The organism is Microbacterium sp., from assembly GCF_047972865.1.
GTDB lineage: Bacteria > Actinomycetota > Actinomycetes > Actinomycetales > Microbacteriaceae > Microbacterium.
Genome location: NZ_JBKEAY010000095.1, coordinates 1 through 14,972, shown reverse-complemented (window position 1 = coordinate 14,972; position 14,972 = coordinate 1). Strand labels below are relative to the sequence as shown.

Annotated in this window: 12 protein-coding genes; 3 read left to right on the top strand and 9 right to left on the bottom strand. The window is 69.9% G+C overall.

The genetic code is table 11. The features are described from left to right. Nucleotides 1-94: 94 nt before the first annotated feature. From ligA to ACK5KK_RS06000, 4 genes are all read right to left on the bottom strand, one after another. Nucleotides 95-2,419: an NAD-dependent DNA ligase LigA gene (gene ligA / locus ACK5KK_RS06015; protein WP_416889183.1), complete on the bottom strand. Its 2,325-nt coding sequence runs from the start codon at nt 2,417-2,419 to the stop codon at nt 95-97. 28 nt (nt 2,420-2,447) lie between these two features. Continuing rightward, entirely contained in the window at nt 2,448-3,119 is a 672-nt protein-coding gene (locus ACK5KK_RS06010; protein ID WP_416889182.1) for a hypothetical protein, read from the bottom strand. 97 nt (nt 3,120-3,216) lie between these two features. Beyond that, nucleotides 3,217-4,308 (bottom strand): tRNA 2-thiouridine(34) synthase MnmA, encoded by a 1,092-nt coding sequence (gene mnmA / locus ACK5KK_RS06005; protein ID WP_416889181.1) that lies wholly within the window; start codon nt 4,306-4,308, stop codon nt 3,217-3,219. A 9-nt stretch (nt 4,309-4,317) separates the two neighbouring features. Next, entirely contained in the window at nt 4,318-5,487 is a 1,170-nt protein-coding gene (locus ACK5KK_RS06000; protein ID WP_416889180.1) for a cysteine desulfurase family protein, read from the bottom strand. Between the two features lie 53 nt (nt 5,488-5,540). On the opposite strand from ACK5KK_RS06000, the gene glgX reads away from it, so the two are divergent. Genes glgX through glgB form a run of 3 tightly spaced genes read left to right on the top strand, consistent with a single transcriptional unit; the run spans nt 5,541 to nt 11,895 of the window. Further along, nucleotides 5,541-7,628 carry a glycogen debranching protein GlgX gene (gene glgX, locus ACK5KK_RS05995; protein ID WP_416889179.1) on the top strand — a complete coding sequence of 696 codons (2,088 nt, stop codon included), beginning with the start codon at nt 5,541-5,543 and terminating at the stop codon, nt 7,626-7,628. 50 nt (nt 7,629-7,678) lie between these two features. Further along, entirely contained in the window at nt 7,679-9,763 is a 2,085-nt protein-coding gene (locus ACK5KK_RS05990) for a maltotransferase domain-containing protein (RefSeq protein WP_416889178.1), read from the top strand. Further along, nucleotides 9,760-11,895 (top strand): 1,4-alpha-glucan branching protein GlgB, encoded by a 2,136-nt coding sequence (glgB, locus tag ACK5KK_RS05985; RefSeq protein WP_416889177.1) that lies wholly within the window; start codon nt 9,760-9,762, stop codon nt 11,893-11,895. The genes ACK5KK_RS05990 and glgB overlap by 4 nt, the downstream gene beginning before the upstream one ends. Nucleotides 11,896-11,926: 31 nt before the next feature. Here glgB and ACK5KK_RS05980 read toward each other — a convergent pair whose 3' ends face one another. The 5 genes from ACK5KK_RS05980 to ACK5KK_RS05960 all read right to left on the bottom strand — a co-directional run. Next, nucleotides 11,927-12,256, bottom strand: a complete 330-nt coding sequence (locus tag ACK5KK_RS05980; protein WP_416889176.1) for a metal-sulfur cluster assembly factor — start codon at nt 12,254-12,256, stop codon at nt 11,927-11,929. 22 nt (nt 12,257-12,278) lie between these two features. Beyond that, nucleotides 12,279-13,037 (bottom strand): Fe-S cluster assembly ATPase SufC, encoded by a 759-nt coding sequence (sufC, locus tag ACK5KK_RS05975; RefSeq protein WP_416889175.1) that lies wholly within the window; start codon nt 13,035-13,037, stop codon nt 12,279-12,281. A gap of 16 nt (nt 13,038-13,053) precedes the next feature. After that, a complete protein-coding gene (locus tag ACK5KK_RS05970; RefSeq protein WP_416889174.1) occupies nt 13,054-13,383 on the bottom strand; it encodes a non-heme iron oxygenase ferredoxin subunit in 330 nt (109 codons plus the stop codon). Beyond that, nucleotides 13,380-14,576 (bottom strand): Fe-S cluster assembly protein SufD, encoded by a 1,197-nt coding sequence (gene sufD, locus ACK5KK_RS05965; protein WP_416889173.1) that lies wholly within the window; start codon nt 14,574-14,576, stop codon nt 13,380-13,382. The genes ACK5KK_RS05970 and sufD overlap by 4 nt, the downstream gene beginning before the upstream one ends. After that, nucleotides 14,576-14,972, bottom strand: a 397-nt coding sequence (locus ACK5KK_RS05960; RefSeq protein ID WP_416889172.1) for a SufD family Fe-S cluster assembly protein, incomplete at its 5' end; no start/stop codon positions are given. The genes ACK5KK_RS05960 and sufD, both read right to left, overlap by 1 nt.

Below are 14,972 nucleotides of genomic sequence, written 5' to 3'. Positions count from 1 at the left end.
CCCGAACCGGAGCGGCACAGCACGCTACTCGTCACGGTACAAACCCCGGCCAAGGCTGTCAACGGCACCGGCCGACGGCCCCGACGCCGGCCGGCTACCCCCCGTCGAGTGCCGCCGGGCCCTGCTCGATGAGCACCCGGAACTGGGCGGCGTCGAGGATGCGGATGCCGAGTTGTTCGGCCTTGGCGAGCTTGGAGCCGGCGCCCGGTCCCGCCGCGACGAAGTCCGTCTTCTTCGACACGCTCGAGGCCGCTTTGCCGCCGGCTGCCGTGATGGCCTCCTGCGCACCCTCGCGTGTGTACCCCTCGAGGGTTCCGGTGGCCACAACAGTGATCCCGTCGAGAACCCCGCCCGTGGCGGTCGCCGACCCAGGTCCGGGGTGACCGGGGGTGGCCAGTTGCGCGCCGGCGGCCTCCCACTGGGCGACGATCTCGCGGTGCCAGTCGGTCTCGAACCAGTCGAGCACGGCATCCGCGATGATTCCGCCCACTCCGTCCACGACGGCCAGTTCGTCGCGTGTCGCCGCACGGATCGCCGCGACCGAGCCGAACCACTGCGCTAGGGCGCGAGCCGCCACCGGACCAACGTGGCGGATGTTCAGGGCCACCAGGAATCGCCACAGGTCCTTGGTCTTGGCCTTCTCGAGTTCTTCCCGCAGCGTCAGCGCTTGGGCCGACGGTTGCGGCGCGGTGATCCCGTCCTTCTTCTCGGCGGCCGTCGGGTTGCGCCGGAACGGCGCGCGCATCTTGACGGCCCCGTCCTCGTCCTCTTTCGGCAGTCCGGTCTCGGCGTCGCGGACGACCACCTCGATGGGGACCAACTCGTCGACGGTGAGGCCGAACAACCCGGCCTCGGTCACCAGCGGCGGCGTCGCCGGGGTCGTCGGCTGGGTCAGCGCGGCGGCGGTGACCTCGCCGAGCGCTTCGATGTCGAGGGCCCCGCGGGATCCGATGTGTTCCACCCGTCCGCGCACCTGCGCCGGGCAGGCGCGGGTGTTCGGGCACCGCAGGTCGATGTCGCCCTCCTTGGCGGGGGCGAGGGTCGCGGCGCATTCGGGGCACTGCGTCGGCATGACGAAGGCCCTCTCGCTGCCGTCACGCAACTCCACGACCGGTCCGAGCACCTCCGGAATGACGTCACCGGCTTTGCGCAGCACCACGGTGTCGCCGATCAGGACGCCTTTGGCCTTCACGACGTCCTGGTTGTGCAGCGTCGCCTGGCGCACGACACTGCCGGCCACGCGCGCGGGCGCCATGACGGCGAAGGGGGTCGCTCGTCCGGTGCGCCCGACCGACACCACGATGTCGAGCAGCGTCGTGTTGACCTGCTCGGGCGGGTACTTGTAGGCGATGGCCCAGCGCGGCGCCCGGCTGGTGGCACCGAGTTCGCCGTGCAGAGCGAGTTCGTCGACCTTGACGACGATGCCGTCGAGCTCGTGCTCCACGTCGTGGCGGTGGGTGCCGTAGTACTCCACGAAGCCCGCGACACCCTCGATGTCGTCGAAAGTGCGGAAGTAGGGACTGGTCGGCAGGCCCCACTGCGCCAGCAGACCGTACACGTCGCTCTGCGCCGACACCGGCGGGTCGGGCCAGGCGCCGATTCCGTGGACGAACAGCCGTAGCGACGACAGCCGTGCCTGTCCCGCTTCCCGCTCGGCCCCCTGTTTCTTGTCGAGTTGCTGACGCAGCCCACCGCTGGCGGCGTTGCGCGGGTTCGCGAAGGCCGGGAAGCGCCGCGCCGCGGTGCGCTCGGCCTTGTCGGCGTCGACCCCCCGCTCGAGCGCCTGCGCGGCGACACGATCGCGCATCGTGGCCTGCAGCGCATTGAGCTCATCGAAGGCCGCAACGGGGATGAACACCTCGCCGCGCACCTCGACCAGCGCCGGATGCCCCGACCCGACCAGGCGCTGCGGGATGCCGGGGACCTGCACCGCGTTGATCGTGACATCCTCACCGACGCGTCCGTCACCGCGTGTGGCCGCGGAGGTCAGCACCCCGTGTTCGTATCGCAGGCTGATCGCCAGCCCGTCGATCTTGAGCTCGGTGAGCCAGCGCACGTCACGGCCCGCGGCGGCGCGGGTCTTCTCGCACCACTCGCGCAGCTCGTCCTGACTGAACACGTTGTCGAGACTCAGCATCCGCTCGGCGTGCGCGACCGGCGCGAACATCGTCGCTTCGGCGGCACCAACCGTCTGGGTGGGCGAGTCCTGCCCCCCGACTTCGGGATACGCCCGCTCCAGGGCTTCGAGCTGCCGCATCCATCCGTCGTAGGTCGCGTCGTCGACGATCTCGGCGTCTCGTCCGTAGTAGGCCTCGCGGGCGCCGAGGATGAGATCGGTCAGCCGTGTCCACTCGACGCGTGCGGCGGGGAGCCCGCCGTCGAGGTCAGGGAGGTCGGTCGGCCCGGCGCTATCGATCACGTGTCGAGTCTAGAGTCGCCCGCCGACGTCATAGCGAGGTGCCGTCGGCGCGCGTCATCGACCCGATGATGGTGGTCACGAAGGACTCGAACTGGTCCGAGTAGACGGTGCTGACCACGGCGGTGTTGAGCGCTCGCCCATCGGCGGCCACACCCCACTCCGCCACCGGGAACGCCCACGTCGCCACCTCGAATCCGCCCGGCAGCGGCGTGACGACCCGCACCACGTCGCGGCCGGCGATCTCCACCACCTCGTCTCGCGAATCGGTCCCCTCGTTGGCCTCGACCAGGAAGGCGCGCAGCGATTCGACGCCGTCGGGCGCGACCGCCGCGGTGACCCGCACCGACGACAGCATGTCGTTGCCGAAAGCCACGACGGCGAGGCACCCCTCCGACCCGTCCTGAACCGACCAGTCGGGTGCGGGGAGTGAGAACACATAGCACGCGGTCTCGACGCGCCCGTCGGCGACGACAACGGGCGCATACGGGTCGACCTCTGTCGCCACGTTCTGGTCGCCGGGCGTCTCACCGGTGCGCGGTGTGGAGCTGTCCGCTGCGTCGGCCGATGGCGGGGGCGTGGCCGGCTGGCTCGCGGCCGGCGCCAGCGGCGCGCACGCGCCGGCGGCCAGCACGGCGCCGAGGAGGACGGTTGCGGCGAGCGAGCGCCGGGGGATGTCTGGGGACTTTCGCTGTCTGTTCACCGGCCCTACGCTAGGCAGCCGGCGCGGGTGGGCTCGACGGAATCGGACGGCTGTGCACAACAGGGACGGCATCCGCTCCTGTGGAGAGCACGACCGCTCACGCGGGAACGGCGGAGACCGTCCGGTCGATCGTGAACTGCCCGATGACGCGGGTGCCGTCGTACAGCACCGCTGTCTGCCCCGGAGCCACGCCGTCGAACGGCTCGCGCGGGCGCACCGTGACGCCGGCGTCGTCGAATCGGGCCGCGGCGGGCACCGGCTCGGCGTGCGCACGGATCTGCACGTGGCAGTCGAACTCGCCGCGCTCCGGCGCACGGCCCGCCCACGTCCACCGCTCCCCCGCGATCTCGGCCGTTGCCAGCGCGTCCTTCGGGCCCACGACCACGGTGTTGGTCACCGGCCGCACCTCCAGCACGAATCGCGGTTTGCCATCGGATGCCGGAACTCCCAGCTGCAGACCGCGTCGCTGGCCCACCGTGAACGCGTGCGCGCCCTCGTGCGAGCCGACCACGGCCCCGTCGCGGTCGACGATCTCACCGCGCTCGGCGCCGACCTTCTCGGCCAGCCACCCCCGGGTGTCGCCATCGGGGATGAAGCAGATGTCATGGCTGTCGGGCTTGTGCGCGACGGTCAGTCCGCGCTCGGCGGCCTCCGCTCGGACGACGGCCTTCGACGGCGTCGTCCCGAGGGGGAAGAAGGTGTGGGCGAGCTGGTCGGCCGTCAGCACCCCGAGCACGTAGGACTGGTCCTTGGCCTCGTCGCTGGCCCGGTGCAGTTCGCGACCGGACGGGCTGTCCACGAGTGTCGCGTAGTGACCGGTGCAGACGGCATCGAAGCCGATCTCCAGCGCACGCTCGAGTAGGGCGGCGAACTTGATGCGCTCGTTGCACCTCATGCACGGGTTCGGCGTGCGTCCCGCGCGGTACTCGGCGACGAAGTCGTCGATGACGTCGTCGCGGAACCGCTCCGAGAAGTCCCACACGTAGAACGGGATGCCCAGCAGATCGGCCGCGCGCCGCGCGTCCATCGCGTCCTCGATCGTGCAGCATCCACGACTTCCCGTGCGCAGGGTCCCGCCCGCGCGGGAGAGCGCGAGGTGTACGCCAACGACATCGTGCCCCGCGTCGACGGCGCGTGCGGCGGCGACAGCGGAGTCGACACCGCCGCTCATCGCTGCCAGGATTCGCATCCGACCAGTCTACGACCGGGTTCGGTGCCCGCGGGCCCGCGCGTACGCATCCGGGAGCGCCGCCACCAGCGCGTCGACATCGCCGGGGGCGGTCGTGCGCCCCAGCGTGAAGCGGAGCACCGAGCGCGCGGCGTCGTCGTCGCGGCCGAGCGCACGCACCACGTGGGAGGCTTCTGTGACGCCGGCCTGGCACGCCGAACCGGTCGACGCCGAAATGCCCTCCTGGTCGAGCAGGAACAGCAACGCCTCACCGCGCGCGCCCGGCAGCAACACATGCACGTTGCCGGGCAGCCGGCGGTCGGGGTGGCCCAGCAGTTCCGCCTCCGGGATCGCGGCGCGCAGCGCCGTCCACAACCGTTCCCGCAGCGCCGTCAGCCGTGCCGCTTCGGTGACCCGGTCGCCGATCGCCGCGGTGATCGCGGCGGCGAGCGCCGCCGCTCCCGCCACGTCAGGCGTGCCCGATCGCAACGAGCGTTGCTGACCGCCGCCGTGCAGCAGCGGGGTCGGCGCCGCGGCCCGCGAGACCACCAGCGCCCCCGTGCCGACCGGCGCGGCCAGCTTGTGCCCCGACACGCTCATCGCCACCAACCCGGTACCGCCGCCGGCATCGGCGCGCAGGCGGCGGAAGGAGACGTCGATCTGCCCGACCGCGCCGACGGCGTCCAGGTGCAGCGGAACCTCCGCCGCCGCCGCGGCGGCGGCGAGCGCGGTGGCGTCCTGTACGGTGCCGACCTCGTTGTTGGCGAGGGTGGCGGTGGCCATCGCTGCCCCGGTGAGCGCGCCGGCGAACGCCTCCGGCGGGATCCGGCCGAACCGATCCACCGCGACCGCACGCACGCGGGCCCGCTCGTGCGTCTGCAGCCACGCGACCGCCTCCATCGTGGCGTGATGCTCGCCGTCGGGGAGGACCACGGCGTCACCGGCCACGCGCGACCACCACAACCCCTTGAGGGCCAGGTTGATCGACTCGGTGCCCCCCGATGTGAGGACCACCTCGATCGGATCGCATCCCAGCCCCGCCGCAATCGCGTCGCGGGAATCCTCCAGCAGCCGCCGCGCACGCTGCCCGTCGCCGTGCACCGACGAGGCGTTGCCGATGACTCCGGTCGCCGCGATCCAGGCCTCGCGCGCCTCGGGACGCAGCGGAGCGGATGCCGCGTGGTCGAGGTATACGGTCACCGGGCCCTCCCTTCTGTCGCCACCCGGTCCCGGGCGTAACTACTGTAGATCGCATGCCCGGCACGCAGACCCACGCTCTCTCCCCCAGCATCCCGTCTCTCTTGACGCCCTCGCTCGACGATCTCGGGGTGCGCCTCCACGACGGCGTCGGCACGCTGCGGGTCTGGTCGGCGCACGCGACCGCGCTGGATCTGGTGCTGTTCGACGAAACGGATCTGGACTGGGCCACCGATACGCTGCCGATGCATCGGGCCGGGTCGGGTGTGTGGGAAGTGACCACGCCGCAGCTGCGCCCCGGCACCCGCTACGCGATCCGCGCCGACGGGCCGCACGAGGCGGGACACACCTTCAACGAGCAGACCCTGCTGCTCGACCCGTACGGACGGGGACTGGTGGGCGGGGGTGCCGAGGACTGGCGCTCGGTCGTCATCGACGACTGGTTCGACTGGCAGGGCGTGACCAAACCGCACACACCGATGGACGCCACCGTGATCTACGAGGCCCACCTGAAGGGCCTCACAAAGCGGCATCCCGGCATCCCGCCCGCCCTGCACGGCACCTACGCGGGCCTCGGTCACGCGGCGATGCTCGATCACCTCTGCGAACTGGGAGTCACGGCCGTCGAGCTGCTGCCGGTGCACGCGTTCACGGCTGAGGCGCGCCTGACGTCACTGGGCCTGTCGAACTACTGGGGCTACAACACGCTCAACTTCTTCACGCCGCACGCCGCCTACGCCACCGCGGAATCGCGCATCGCCGGTCCCGGAGCGGTCGTACGCGAGTTCAAAGAGATGGTGCGCGCACTCCATGCCCGCGGCTTGGAAGTGTTCCTCGACGTCGTCTACAACCACACCGCCGAAGAGGGCATCGGCGGGCCGCGCACCAGTCTGCGCGGCCTCGACAACCGCGCGTACTACCGACAGCAGGACGACGGCACCTATATCGATGTCACCGGCTGCGGCAACGCGGTGGATACCTCGACCGACGCGTCGGGTCGGCTGGTGCTGGACTCGTTGCGGTACTGGGCTGTCGACATGCAGGTCGACGGCTTCCGGTTCGACCTGGCCGTCACCCTCGGCCGCGATGAGCACCACACCTTCACCCCAGATCATCCGCTGCTGCGCGCCATCGCCGACGACCCCGCCCTGGCCGGAGTGAAGAAGATCGCCGAGCCGTGGGATGTCGGCATGGGCGGCTGGCAGACGGGCGGTTTCGGCGCCGGCTGGCTGGAGTGGAACGATCGTTATCGCGACCGCGTGCGCAACTTTTGGCTCAGCGACATCGACTACGCGCGGCGCGCGGAAGTCTCCCCCGTCGGCGTCGGCGGATTCGCGACCCGCCTGTCGGGATCGTCGAACACGTTCAGCGCCGAACGCGGGCCGCTCGCAAGCGTCAACTTCATCACGGCGCACGACGGTTTCACGATGCGCGACCTGGTCTCGTACGACGTGAAGCACAATCTCGGCAACGGGGAGCTCAACCGCGACGGCGCCGACACCAATCGTTCCTTCAACCACGGCGCCGAGGGGCCTACCGACGATCCCGGCATCCTCGCGACGCGACGCAAGGCCATCCGCAACCTGTTCGGAACGCTGCTGCTCTCGGCCGGTGTGCCGATGATCACCGCCGGCGACGAGTTCGGCCGCAGCCAGCGCGGCAACAACAACGCGTACTGCCACGACTCGGCACTGACCTGGCTGTCGTGGGATCCGGCGCCGTGGCAGCAGGACCTGCACGAGCACGTGCGGCGCCTGCTCAGCCTCCGTCGGGACAACCCCGCGTTGCGTCCCGCGCGCTACGCCCACGACACCGAGGACGTCCCGAACGCATCGGTCATCGACTGGTACGACGAGCACGGCGAGCAGATGTCACACGAACGCTGGACCAACCCGTCCCACCGCACGCTGCAATACGACGCCAGGTCGACCCGAGGCAGTGAAGCGGGCAACCGGATCCTGCTCATCGTGCACGGGCTCGAGCGTCCCGCCACGGTCACTCTCCCCCGCCTGCGCGGCGTGACCGGCTTCATCTCACTGTGGTCGAGCGTCGACGAGCGTCCGGCGACCAACCAGCCACGCTTCGCGCCCGGCGCGACGGTCTCCCTCCCCGGCACGGCGATGCAACTGTTTCGCGTGGAGTGAACGATCGCGGTCGTGTCGCCGGCACCCGTCATCGGCGGTAGGTTCTTCTCGTGGCCTCCCCGATTCCCCCTCTTGCCCGCCCGGTGCTGCGCAGCACCGCACAGCTTCCGCTCCGCCCCGCCGTCGCGTCCTCACCGCGTCCGGACACGGTGGCCGGGCGCATCCCGATAGCAGATGCTCGGCCCACCACCCCGGGAGGGCGCTACGCCGCGTCGGCGTTCGCCGGCGAGGCCGTGCGGTTCCAGGTGACGGCGTTCCGCGAGGGACACGACCTCATCGGCGTGCATGTCCGGCTGTTCGCCCCCGACGGCACCGAGACCCTCCACCGGCTCAGCCCGCTGCACAATGGGCTCGACCACTGGACTGTCACGATCGCACCGCTGCAGCAGGGAACCTGGCGATACCGTTTCGAGGCGTTCGCCGACGAGTACGCCACGTGGCAGCACGCGGCGGAGCTGAAGATCGCCGCGGGAGTGGATGCCGCCCTCATGCGCGAGATGGGCGCTGCACTGCTGTCGCGGGCCCACACCGAGACCGACCGGTCCTCCGCCGACCGCGTCGCGCTGCAGCAGGCGGCGGACGCGTTGCGCGACCGATCCGTCGACGACGCCCAGGCGCTGGTCGTGGTGCGCGACCCGCTTCTGGCCGCCGCCTTCGCGGAGCGTCCGCTGATGGCCCTGGTCACCCTCGATACCGAGCACACGCTGCTCGTCGAGCGGGAACGGGCCGGGGTCGGCGCGTGGTACGAGTTCTTCCCCCGCTCCGAGGGCGCGCTCCGCCACCCCGACGGGACCGTGACCAGCGGCACGTTCCGCACCGCGGCCAACCGGCTGCCCGCGGTGGCCGCGATGGGCTTCGACGTGGTCTACCTGCCCCCGATCCACCCGATCGGCCAGCGCAACCGCAAAGGCCCGAACAACACGCTCACGGCCGGGCCGAACGATCCCGGCTCGCCCTGGGCGATCGGCGCGGCGACGGGCGGTCACGACGCCGTCCACCCCGACCTGGGCACGCTCGCCGACTTCCGCTCGTTCGTCGCGGCGGCGGGTGACAACGACCTCGAGGTCGCCCTCGACCTCGCACTGCAGGCGTCGCCCGACCACCCCTGGGTCGCTTCCCACCCGGAGTGGTTCACGACCCTGCCCGACGGGACGATCGCCTACGCCGAGAACCCGCCGAAGAAGTACCAGGATATCTACCCGGTGAACTTCGACAACGATCCCGACGGCATCCGCGCCGAGGTGCTGCGGATCGTGCGCCACTGGATCGCGCAGGGCGTGCGGATCTTCCGCGTCGACAATCCGCACACCAAACCCCTGCAGTTCTGGGAGTGGCTGATCGCGACCGTGAACGCCACCGACCCGGATGTCGTCTTCCTCGCCGAGGCGTTCACCCGGCCGGCGCCGTTGCAGGCCCTCGCGATGGCGGGCTTCCAACAGAGCTACTCCTACTTCACGTGGCGCAACACCAAGGCCGAGCTCGCGGAGTTCCTCGGGTGGATCTCCGAGGACACCGCCGACTTCATGCGCCCGAACCTGTTCGTGAACACGCCCGACATCCTCACCGAGTATCTGCAATACGGCGGGCGGCCCGCCTACAAGGTACGGGCCGCGATCGCGGCGACCGCCGGAGCCAGCTACGGCGTCTACGCGGGCTACGAGTTGTTCGAGAACGTGGCGCGCCCCGGCTCGGAAGAGAACATCGACAACGAGAAATACGAGTACAAGTTCCGCGACTGGGCCGGCGCGGAAGCGGCCGGGGACTCGCTGGCGCCGTACCTCACCGAGCTCAACCGGTTCCGCCGCGAGCATCCGTCATTGCGGCAGCTGCGCGGGCTGACGATCCACCACAGCGAGGACGACGCCATCCTGGTCTACTCCAAGCACCTGCCGGCGGCACTGACCGCCGACGGCGCCGCCGACACCGTCATCGTCGTCGCCAACGTCGACCCGCACTCGGCGCGGCAGACGATGATCCACCTCGACACCGCCGCGTTCGGCGTGCACCCGGGCGACCCGTTCGAGGTGACCGACCTGATCACCGGCGCAGAGTGGACCTGGATCGATCACAATTTCGTGCGACTCGACGCGTTCCACGAACCCGTGCACGTGCTCCACGTGAAGGCGCACCGATGAACGCCCCGGCCGACTGTATCATCGACGCCGTCGCGACCGGCTCGTACCACGCTCCGCACGACGTCCTCGGGCCGCACCCGGGCGGCGACGGCTGGCTGGTGCGGGTGCGCCGGCCGTTGGCCCGTGCCGTCACGGTGATCACCGCCGACGGTGAGCGCGCCCCGCTGACGCACATCCGCTACGGGATCTGGGAGGGCCCTCTGGCCGCGCAGCCGACGGCGTACGAGATCGCGCCGACCTACGAGGACGACGTGGAGTGGGTCGCGGACGACCCCTACCGGCACCTGCCGACCGTCGGTGAACTCGACCTGCACCTCGTGCGCGAGGGCCGCCACGAACAGCTCTGGGAGGTGCTCGGATCGCGTCTGCGCAGCTTCGACGGCGTCGCCGGTGTGTCCTTCGCGGTCTGGGCCCCGAATGCCCGCGCCGTCCGGGTGATGGGCGACTTCAACGACTGGGACGGTCAGGGCCACGCGATGCGGTCGCTGGGGTCGTCCGGTGTGTGGGAGCTGTTCATCCCCGGCATGGGCGTGGGCAGCCGATACAAGTACGAGCTGCTCTCCGCCCACGGCGGCTGGGTCGTCAAAGCCGACCCGATGGCGCGTGAGGCCGAGGTGCCGCCGGCGACGGCATCCATCGTCACCGACAGCGGCCACCGGTGGTTAGACGAGGAGTGGCTGGACGCCCGTGCTCACAGCTCGCCGCATGATCGGCCGATGTCGGTGTACGAGCTCCATCTCGGTTCGTGGCGGCCGGGTCTCGGGTATCGGGATGCCGCCGACCCGCTCATCGAGTACGTGACGGCGCAGGGCTTCACGCACGTCGAGTTCTTGCCGCTGGCCGAGCATCCGTTCGGCGGCTCGTGGGGGTATCAGGTCACCGGCTACTACGCGCCCACCAGCCGTTTCGGCTCCCCCGACGACCTGCGCTACCTGATCGATCGGCTGCACCAGGCCGGCATCGGCGTGATCATGGACTGGGTGCCCGGTCATTTCCCGAAGGACGACTTCGCGTTGGCCCGCTTCGACGGGCAGCCCCTGTACGAGCATCCCGATCCGCGCCGCGGGGAGCACAAGGACTGGGGCACCTACATCTTCGACTACGGCCGACGGGAGGTGCGCAACTTCCTCGTGGCCAACGCGCTGTACTGGTTCGAGGAGTTCCACGTCGACGGTCTGCGCGTGGACGCGGTGGCCTCGATGCTCTACCTCGACTACTCACGCAACGATGGCGAGTGGGAGCCGAACGTCCACGGCGGTCGCGAGAACCTCGAGGCGATCGGGTTCCTGCAGGAGGTGAACGCCACCGTGTACAAGAAGCACGCCGGCGTCGCGATGATCGCGGAGGAGTCCACCAGCTACCCGGGGGTGACCCAGCCCACGAGCGCGGGCGGACTCGGGTTCGGGTTCAAGTGGAACATGGGCTGGATGAACGACTCCCTGGTCTACATCTCGCGCGACCCGATGTACCGCGCGTACCACGAGGGCGAACTGTCCTTCTCGTTCGTGTACGCCTTCAGCGAGAACTTCGTCCTCCCGATCAGTCACGACGAGGTCGTGCACGGCAAGGGCACGTTGTTCGCCCGGATGCCGGGTGACCACTGGCAGAAGCTCGCGAACATGCGCGCCTTCCTTGCCTACATGTGGGCCCATCCCGGTAAGCAGCTCCTGTTCATGGGCCAGGAGTTCGGGCAGATGTCGGAGTGGTCCGAGGCCCGGGCGCTGGACTGGTGGCTGCTCGACCAACCGTCCCACCGCCAGCTTCACGACTTCGTCGCGACGCTGAACCATACCTACCGTGCGCACGCGCCGCTGTGGTCTCGCGACCACGACGCGTCGGCGTTCACCCGCCTGGGCGCCCCGGACTGGAACCCGACGGTGATGGCGTTCGCCCGGCGCGACCACCACGGCAACAGCGTCGCGGTGGTCTGCAACTTCTCCGGCGTCCCCGTGCACGACTTCTCCCTCGACCTTCCCGAAGCGGGGGAATGGACCGAGCTGCTCAACTCGGATGCCGCCGCCTACGGCGGTTCCGGTGTCGGCAATCTCGGCACCGTGACCACCGACGCGGCAGGCCGCGCGACAATGGTGCTGCCGCCACTGGGCGTGCTCTGGCTGAGTCGATCGGCTTGACCCCGCGCGCCCGGCGTGTTCCGGTCTGAGGTCAGATCGCGAAGCCGAGCGCGCGCATCATGTCGCGCCCGTCGTCGGTGATCCGCTCGGGGCCCCACGGCGGCATCCACACCCAGTTGATGCGGAACTGGTCGACGACGTTGTCGAGGGCCTGCGCCGTCTGCTCTTCGAGCACGTCGGTGAGCGGGCAGCCGGCCGAGGTCAGCGTCATGTGGATGACGAGGGCGTCGTTCTCGTCGTCCCAGCTCAGGTCGTAGATCAAGCCCAGGTCGACGACGTTGATCCCGAGCTCCGGGTCCATGACGTCTTTGAGTGCTTCGGTGACCTCGTCATACTTCTCAGGCGCAAGCGTCTCGGTCATGTAACGATTCTAGACCGGGGTGTCACACGGCCGGCGTGAGAAAGCGGTCATAACCCTCGTCTTCGAGACGGTCGGCCAGCTCGGCCCCGCCCTCCTCGACGATGCGACCGTCGATCATCACGTGCACGAAATCCGGGGTGATGTACCGGAGGATGCGGGTGTAGTGGGTGATCAGCAGCACGCCCAGGTCGGTCTCCGCCTTGGCGCGGTTGACCCCCTCCGAGACGACCTTCAATGCGTCGACGTCCAGCCCCGAGTCGGTCTCGTCGAGCACGGCGATCGCGGGCTTGAGCACCTCGAGCTGCAAGATCTCGTGGCGCTTCTTCTCGCCCCCCGAGAAGCCCTCGTTGACGTTGCGCTGGGCGAACTTGGCATCCATCCGCAGGTTCGACATCGCCGCCTTGACGTCCTTCGTCCAGGTTCGGATGCCGGGGGCTTCACCGTCGATCGCGGTCTTCGCGGTGCGCAGGAAGTTGGTCACCGTGACGCCGGGGATCTCCACCGGATACTGCATCGCCAGGAACAAACCGGCACGAGCGCGCTCGTCCACCGACATCTCCAGCACGTCCTCGCCGTCGAGCGTGATCGTCCCCCCGGTGACGCTGTACTTGGGGTGACCGGCGATCGTGTAGGCGAGCGTGGACTTGCCCGACCCGTTGGGGCCCATGATGGCGTGGGTCTCGCCCGTGCGGATGGTGAGGGTCACCCCGTTGAGGATAGGGGTCTGGCCCGCTTCGGTCTCGACCGTCACCGACAGGTCGCGGATCTCCAGAACAGCCATGTGCGTCTTTCCTTCTTCAGTTCACTTCTTTGGTCACGGCGGGGTCGATGAGGATGTCGTCCCCGTCGATCGTGACCTCGTAGACGGGCACCGGCTCGTAGGCCGGCAGGTTCAGGGGCCGCCCGGTGCGCAGCGAGAACGCCGAACCGTGCGCCCAGCACTCCAGCGACTCGCCCTCGACGAAGCCGTCGGACAGCGAGATGTCGCCGTGGGTGCAGGTGTCGCCGATCGCGTGCACCTCACCGTTCCCGTCGAGGACGACCGCGATGGGCACACCGTCGACCTCCACGCGCACGGCGGTGTCCCGGGTCAGCTCGCTGAGGGCGAGCACGCGCTGCGCGGTCACGCCGATGCTCCCTCGGCCAGTTCGGCGACGATGGCCGCGGTGAGCTCGTCGGCCAGCTCGGCGATGCCGATCTTCTGCACGATCTCGGTCAAGAAGCCGAGCACGACCATGCGGCGCGCCTCGTCCTCGGCGATCCCCCGGGCCTGCAGGTAGAACAGCTGCTCGTCGTCGAATCGCCCGGTGGCACTGGCGTGTCCCGCCCCGGCGATGTCGCCCGTCTCGATCTCCAGGTTCGGGACCGAGTCGGCACGTGCGCCGTCGGTGAGGACGAGGTTGCGGTTGGCTTCGTAGGAGTCGGTGCCGACGGCATCCGGTCCGATCAGCACGTCGCCGATCCAGACGCTGCGCGCGCCCGCACCCTGCAACGCGCCCTTGTACAGCACATCGCCGGTCGTGTGCGGGCCCTTGTGGTGGAGGTACACCTGGCTTTCCAGGTGCTGTCCGGCATCGGCGAACGACAGCCCATACAGATTGCCCTGGGCACCGGGGCCAGCCAGCTCGACAGACGGGTTCACGCGGACCAGGCCGCCACCGAAGCTCACGACGATGTGGGTGAGCGCGGCATCCTTGTCCACCCGCGCCGCGTGCGCGGACGCGTGGACGGCGTCGTCGTCCCACTGCTGCACGGTCACGAGGGTCAGTGCCGCGCCGTCGCGCACGACGATCTCGACGTTCTGCGTCAGCGCCGCGCGGCCGTGGTGACGCAGCAGCACGGTCGCCCGTGAGTTGGGCTCGGCCTCGACCACCAGGTGCATCGCGGCGCGCGCAGCGGCATCCGCCCCGACGACGTCGACGACGACCGGCTCGGCCAGTTCGGTTCCGGCGGGGATGCGCACGTGGTCGGCCCGTGGCACGCGGCGGGAGGCCACCGCGCTCGGGAGGTCTTCCGGGATGAGCACCGTTCCCCGCGGGGCGACGCCCTCGGCGAGGTCGCGCGACACCGCGGCGCCGGCTGAAGCGACGGTCACCGTGACCGCGCCGTCGTCAGCGGGCTCATCGCGCAGCAGCGGTGCGAGCCGGTCCATCGGCGTGTGCTTCCAGTTGACCTCGCGACCGGTCGGCGCACCGAAATCAGCGGGGTCGAACGAGGAGGGTCGCTCGGAGCGCGTCTGCACCGGCACGGCGCCGCGCAACGACGAAGCAGGGTCGAGGTGGCCCTTCGCATCCGCGGGGGCCTGTGTCGCTGTCGTCATCAGCCGACGGATCCTTCCATGCCCATCTCGATGAGCTTGTTCAGTTCGAGCGCGTACTCAATCGGCAGCTCACGGGCGATCGGTTCGATGAAGCCGCGCACGATCATCGCCATCGCTTCGTCTTCGGGCAGCCCGCGACTCATGAGGTAGAACAGTTGCTCCTCGCTGACCTTCGACACCGTCGCCTCGTGACCGAGCTCGACGTCGTCGACACGGATGTCGATCGCCGGGTACGTGTCGGAGCGTGAGATCGTGTCGACCAGCAGGGCGTCGCAGCGGACAGTGTTGGCGGCGTGGTGCGCATTCGCGTCGACGCGGACCTCACCGCGGTACCCGGCCCGTCCGCCGCCGCGCGCGATCGACTTGGAGACGATCGAGGACTGCGTGTACGGCGCC

Coding starts and splice junctions, on each gene's coding strand:
- mnmA (WP_416889181.1), bottom strand. CDS start 4,308: ATGCGAATCCTGGCAGCGATGAGCGGCGGTGTCGACTCCGCTGTCGCC.
- glgX (WP_416889179.1), top strand. CDS start 5,541: ATGCCCGGCACGCAGACCCACGCTCTCTCCCCCAGCATCCCGTCTCTC.
- glgB (WP_416889177.1), top strand. CDS start 9,760: ATGAACGCCCCGGCCGACTGTATCATCGACGCCGTCGCGACCGGCTCG.
- ACK5KK_RS05980 (WP_416889176.1), bottom strand. CDS start 12,256: ATGACCGAGACGCTTGCGCCTGAGAAGTATGACGAGGTCACCGAAGCA.
- sufC (WP_416889175.1), bottom strand. CDS start 13,037: ATGGCTGTTCTGGAGATCCGCGACCTGTCGGTGACGGTCGAGACCGAA.
- sufD (WP_416889173.1), bottom strand. CDS start 14,576: ATGACGACAGCGACACAGGCCCCCGCGGATGCGAAGGGCCACCTCGAC.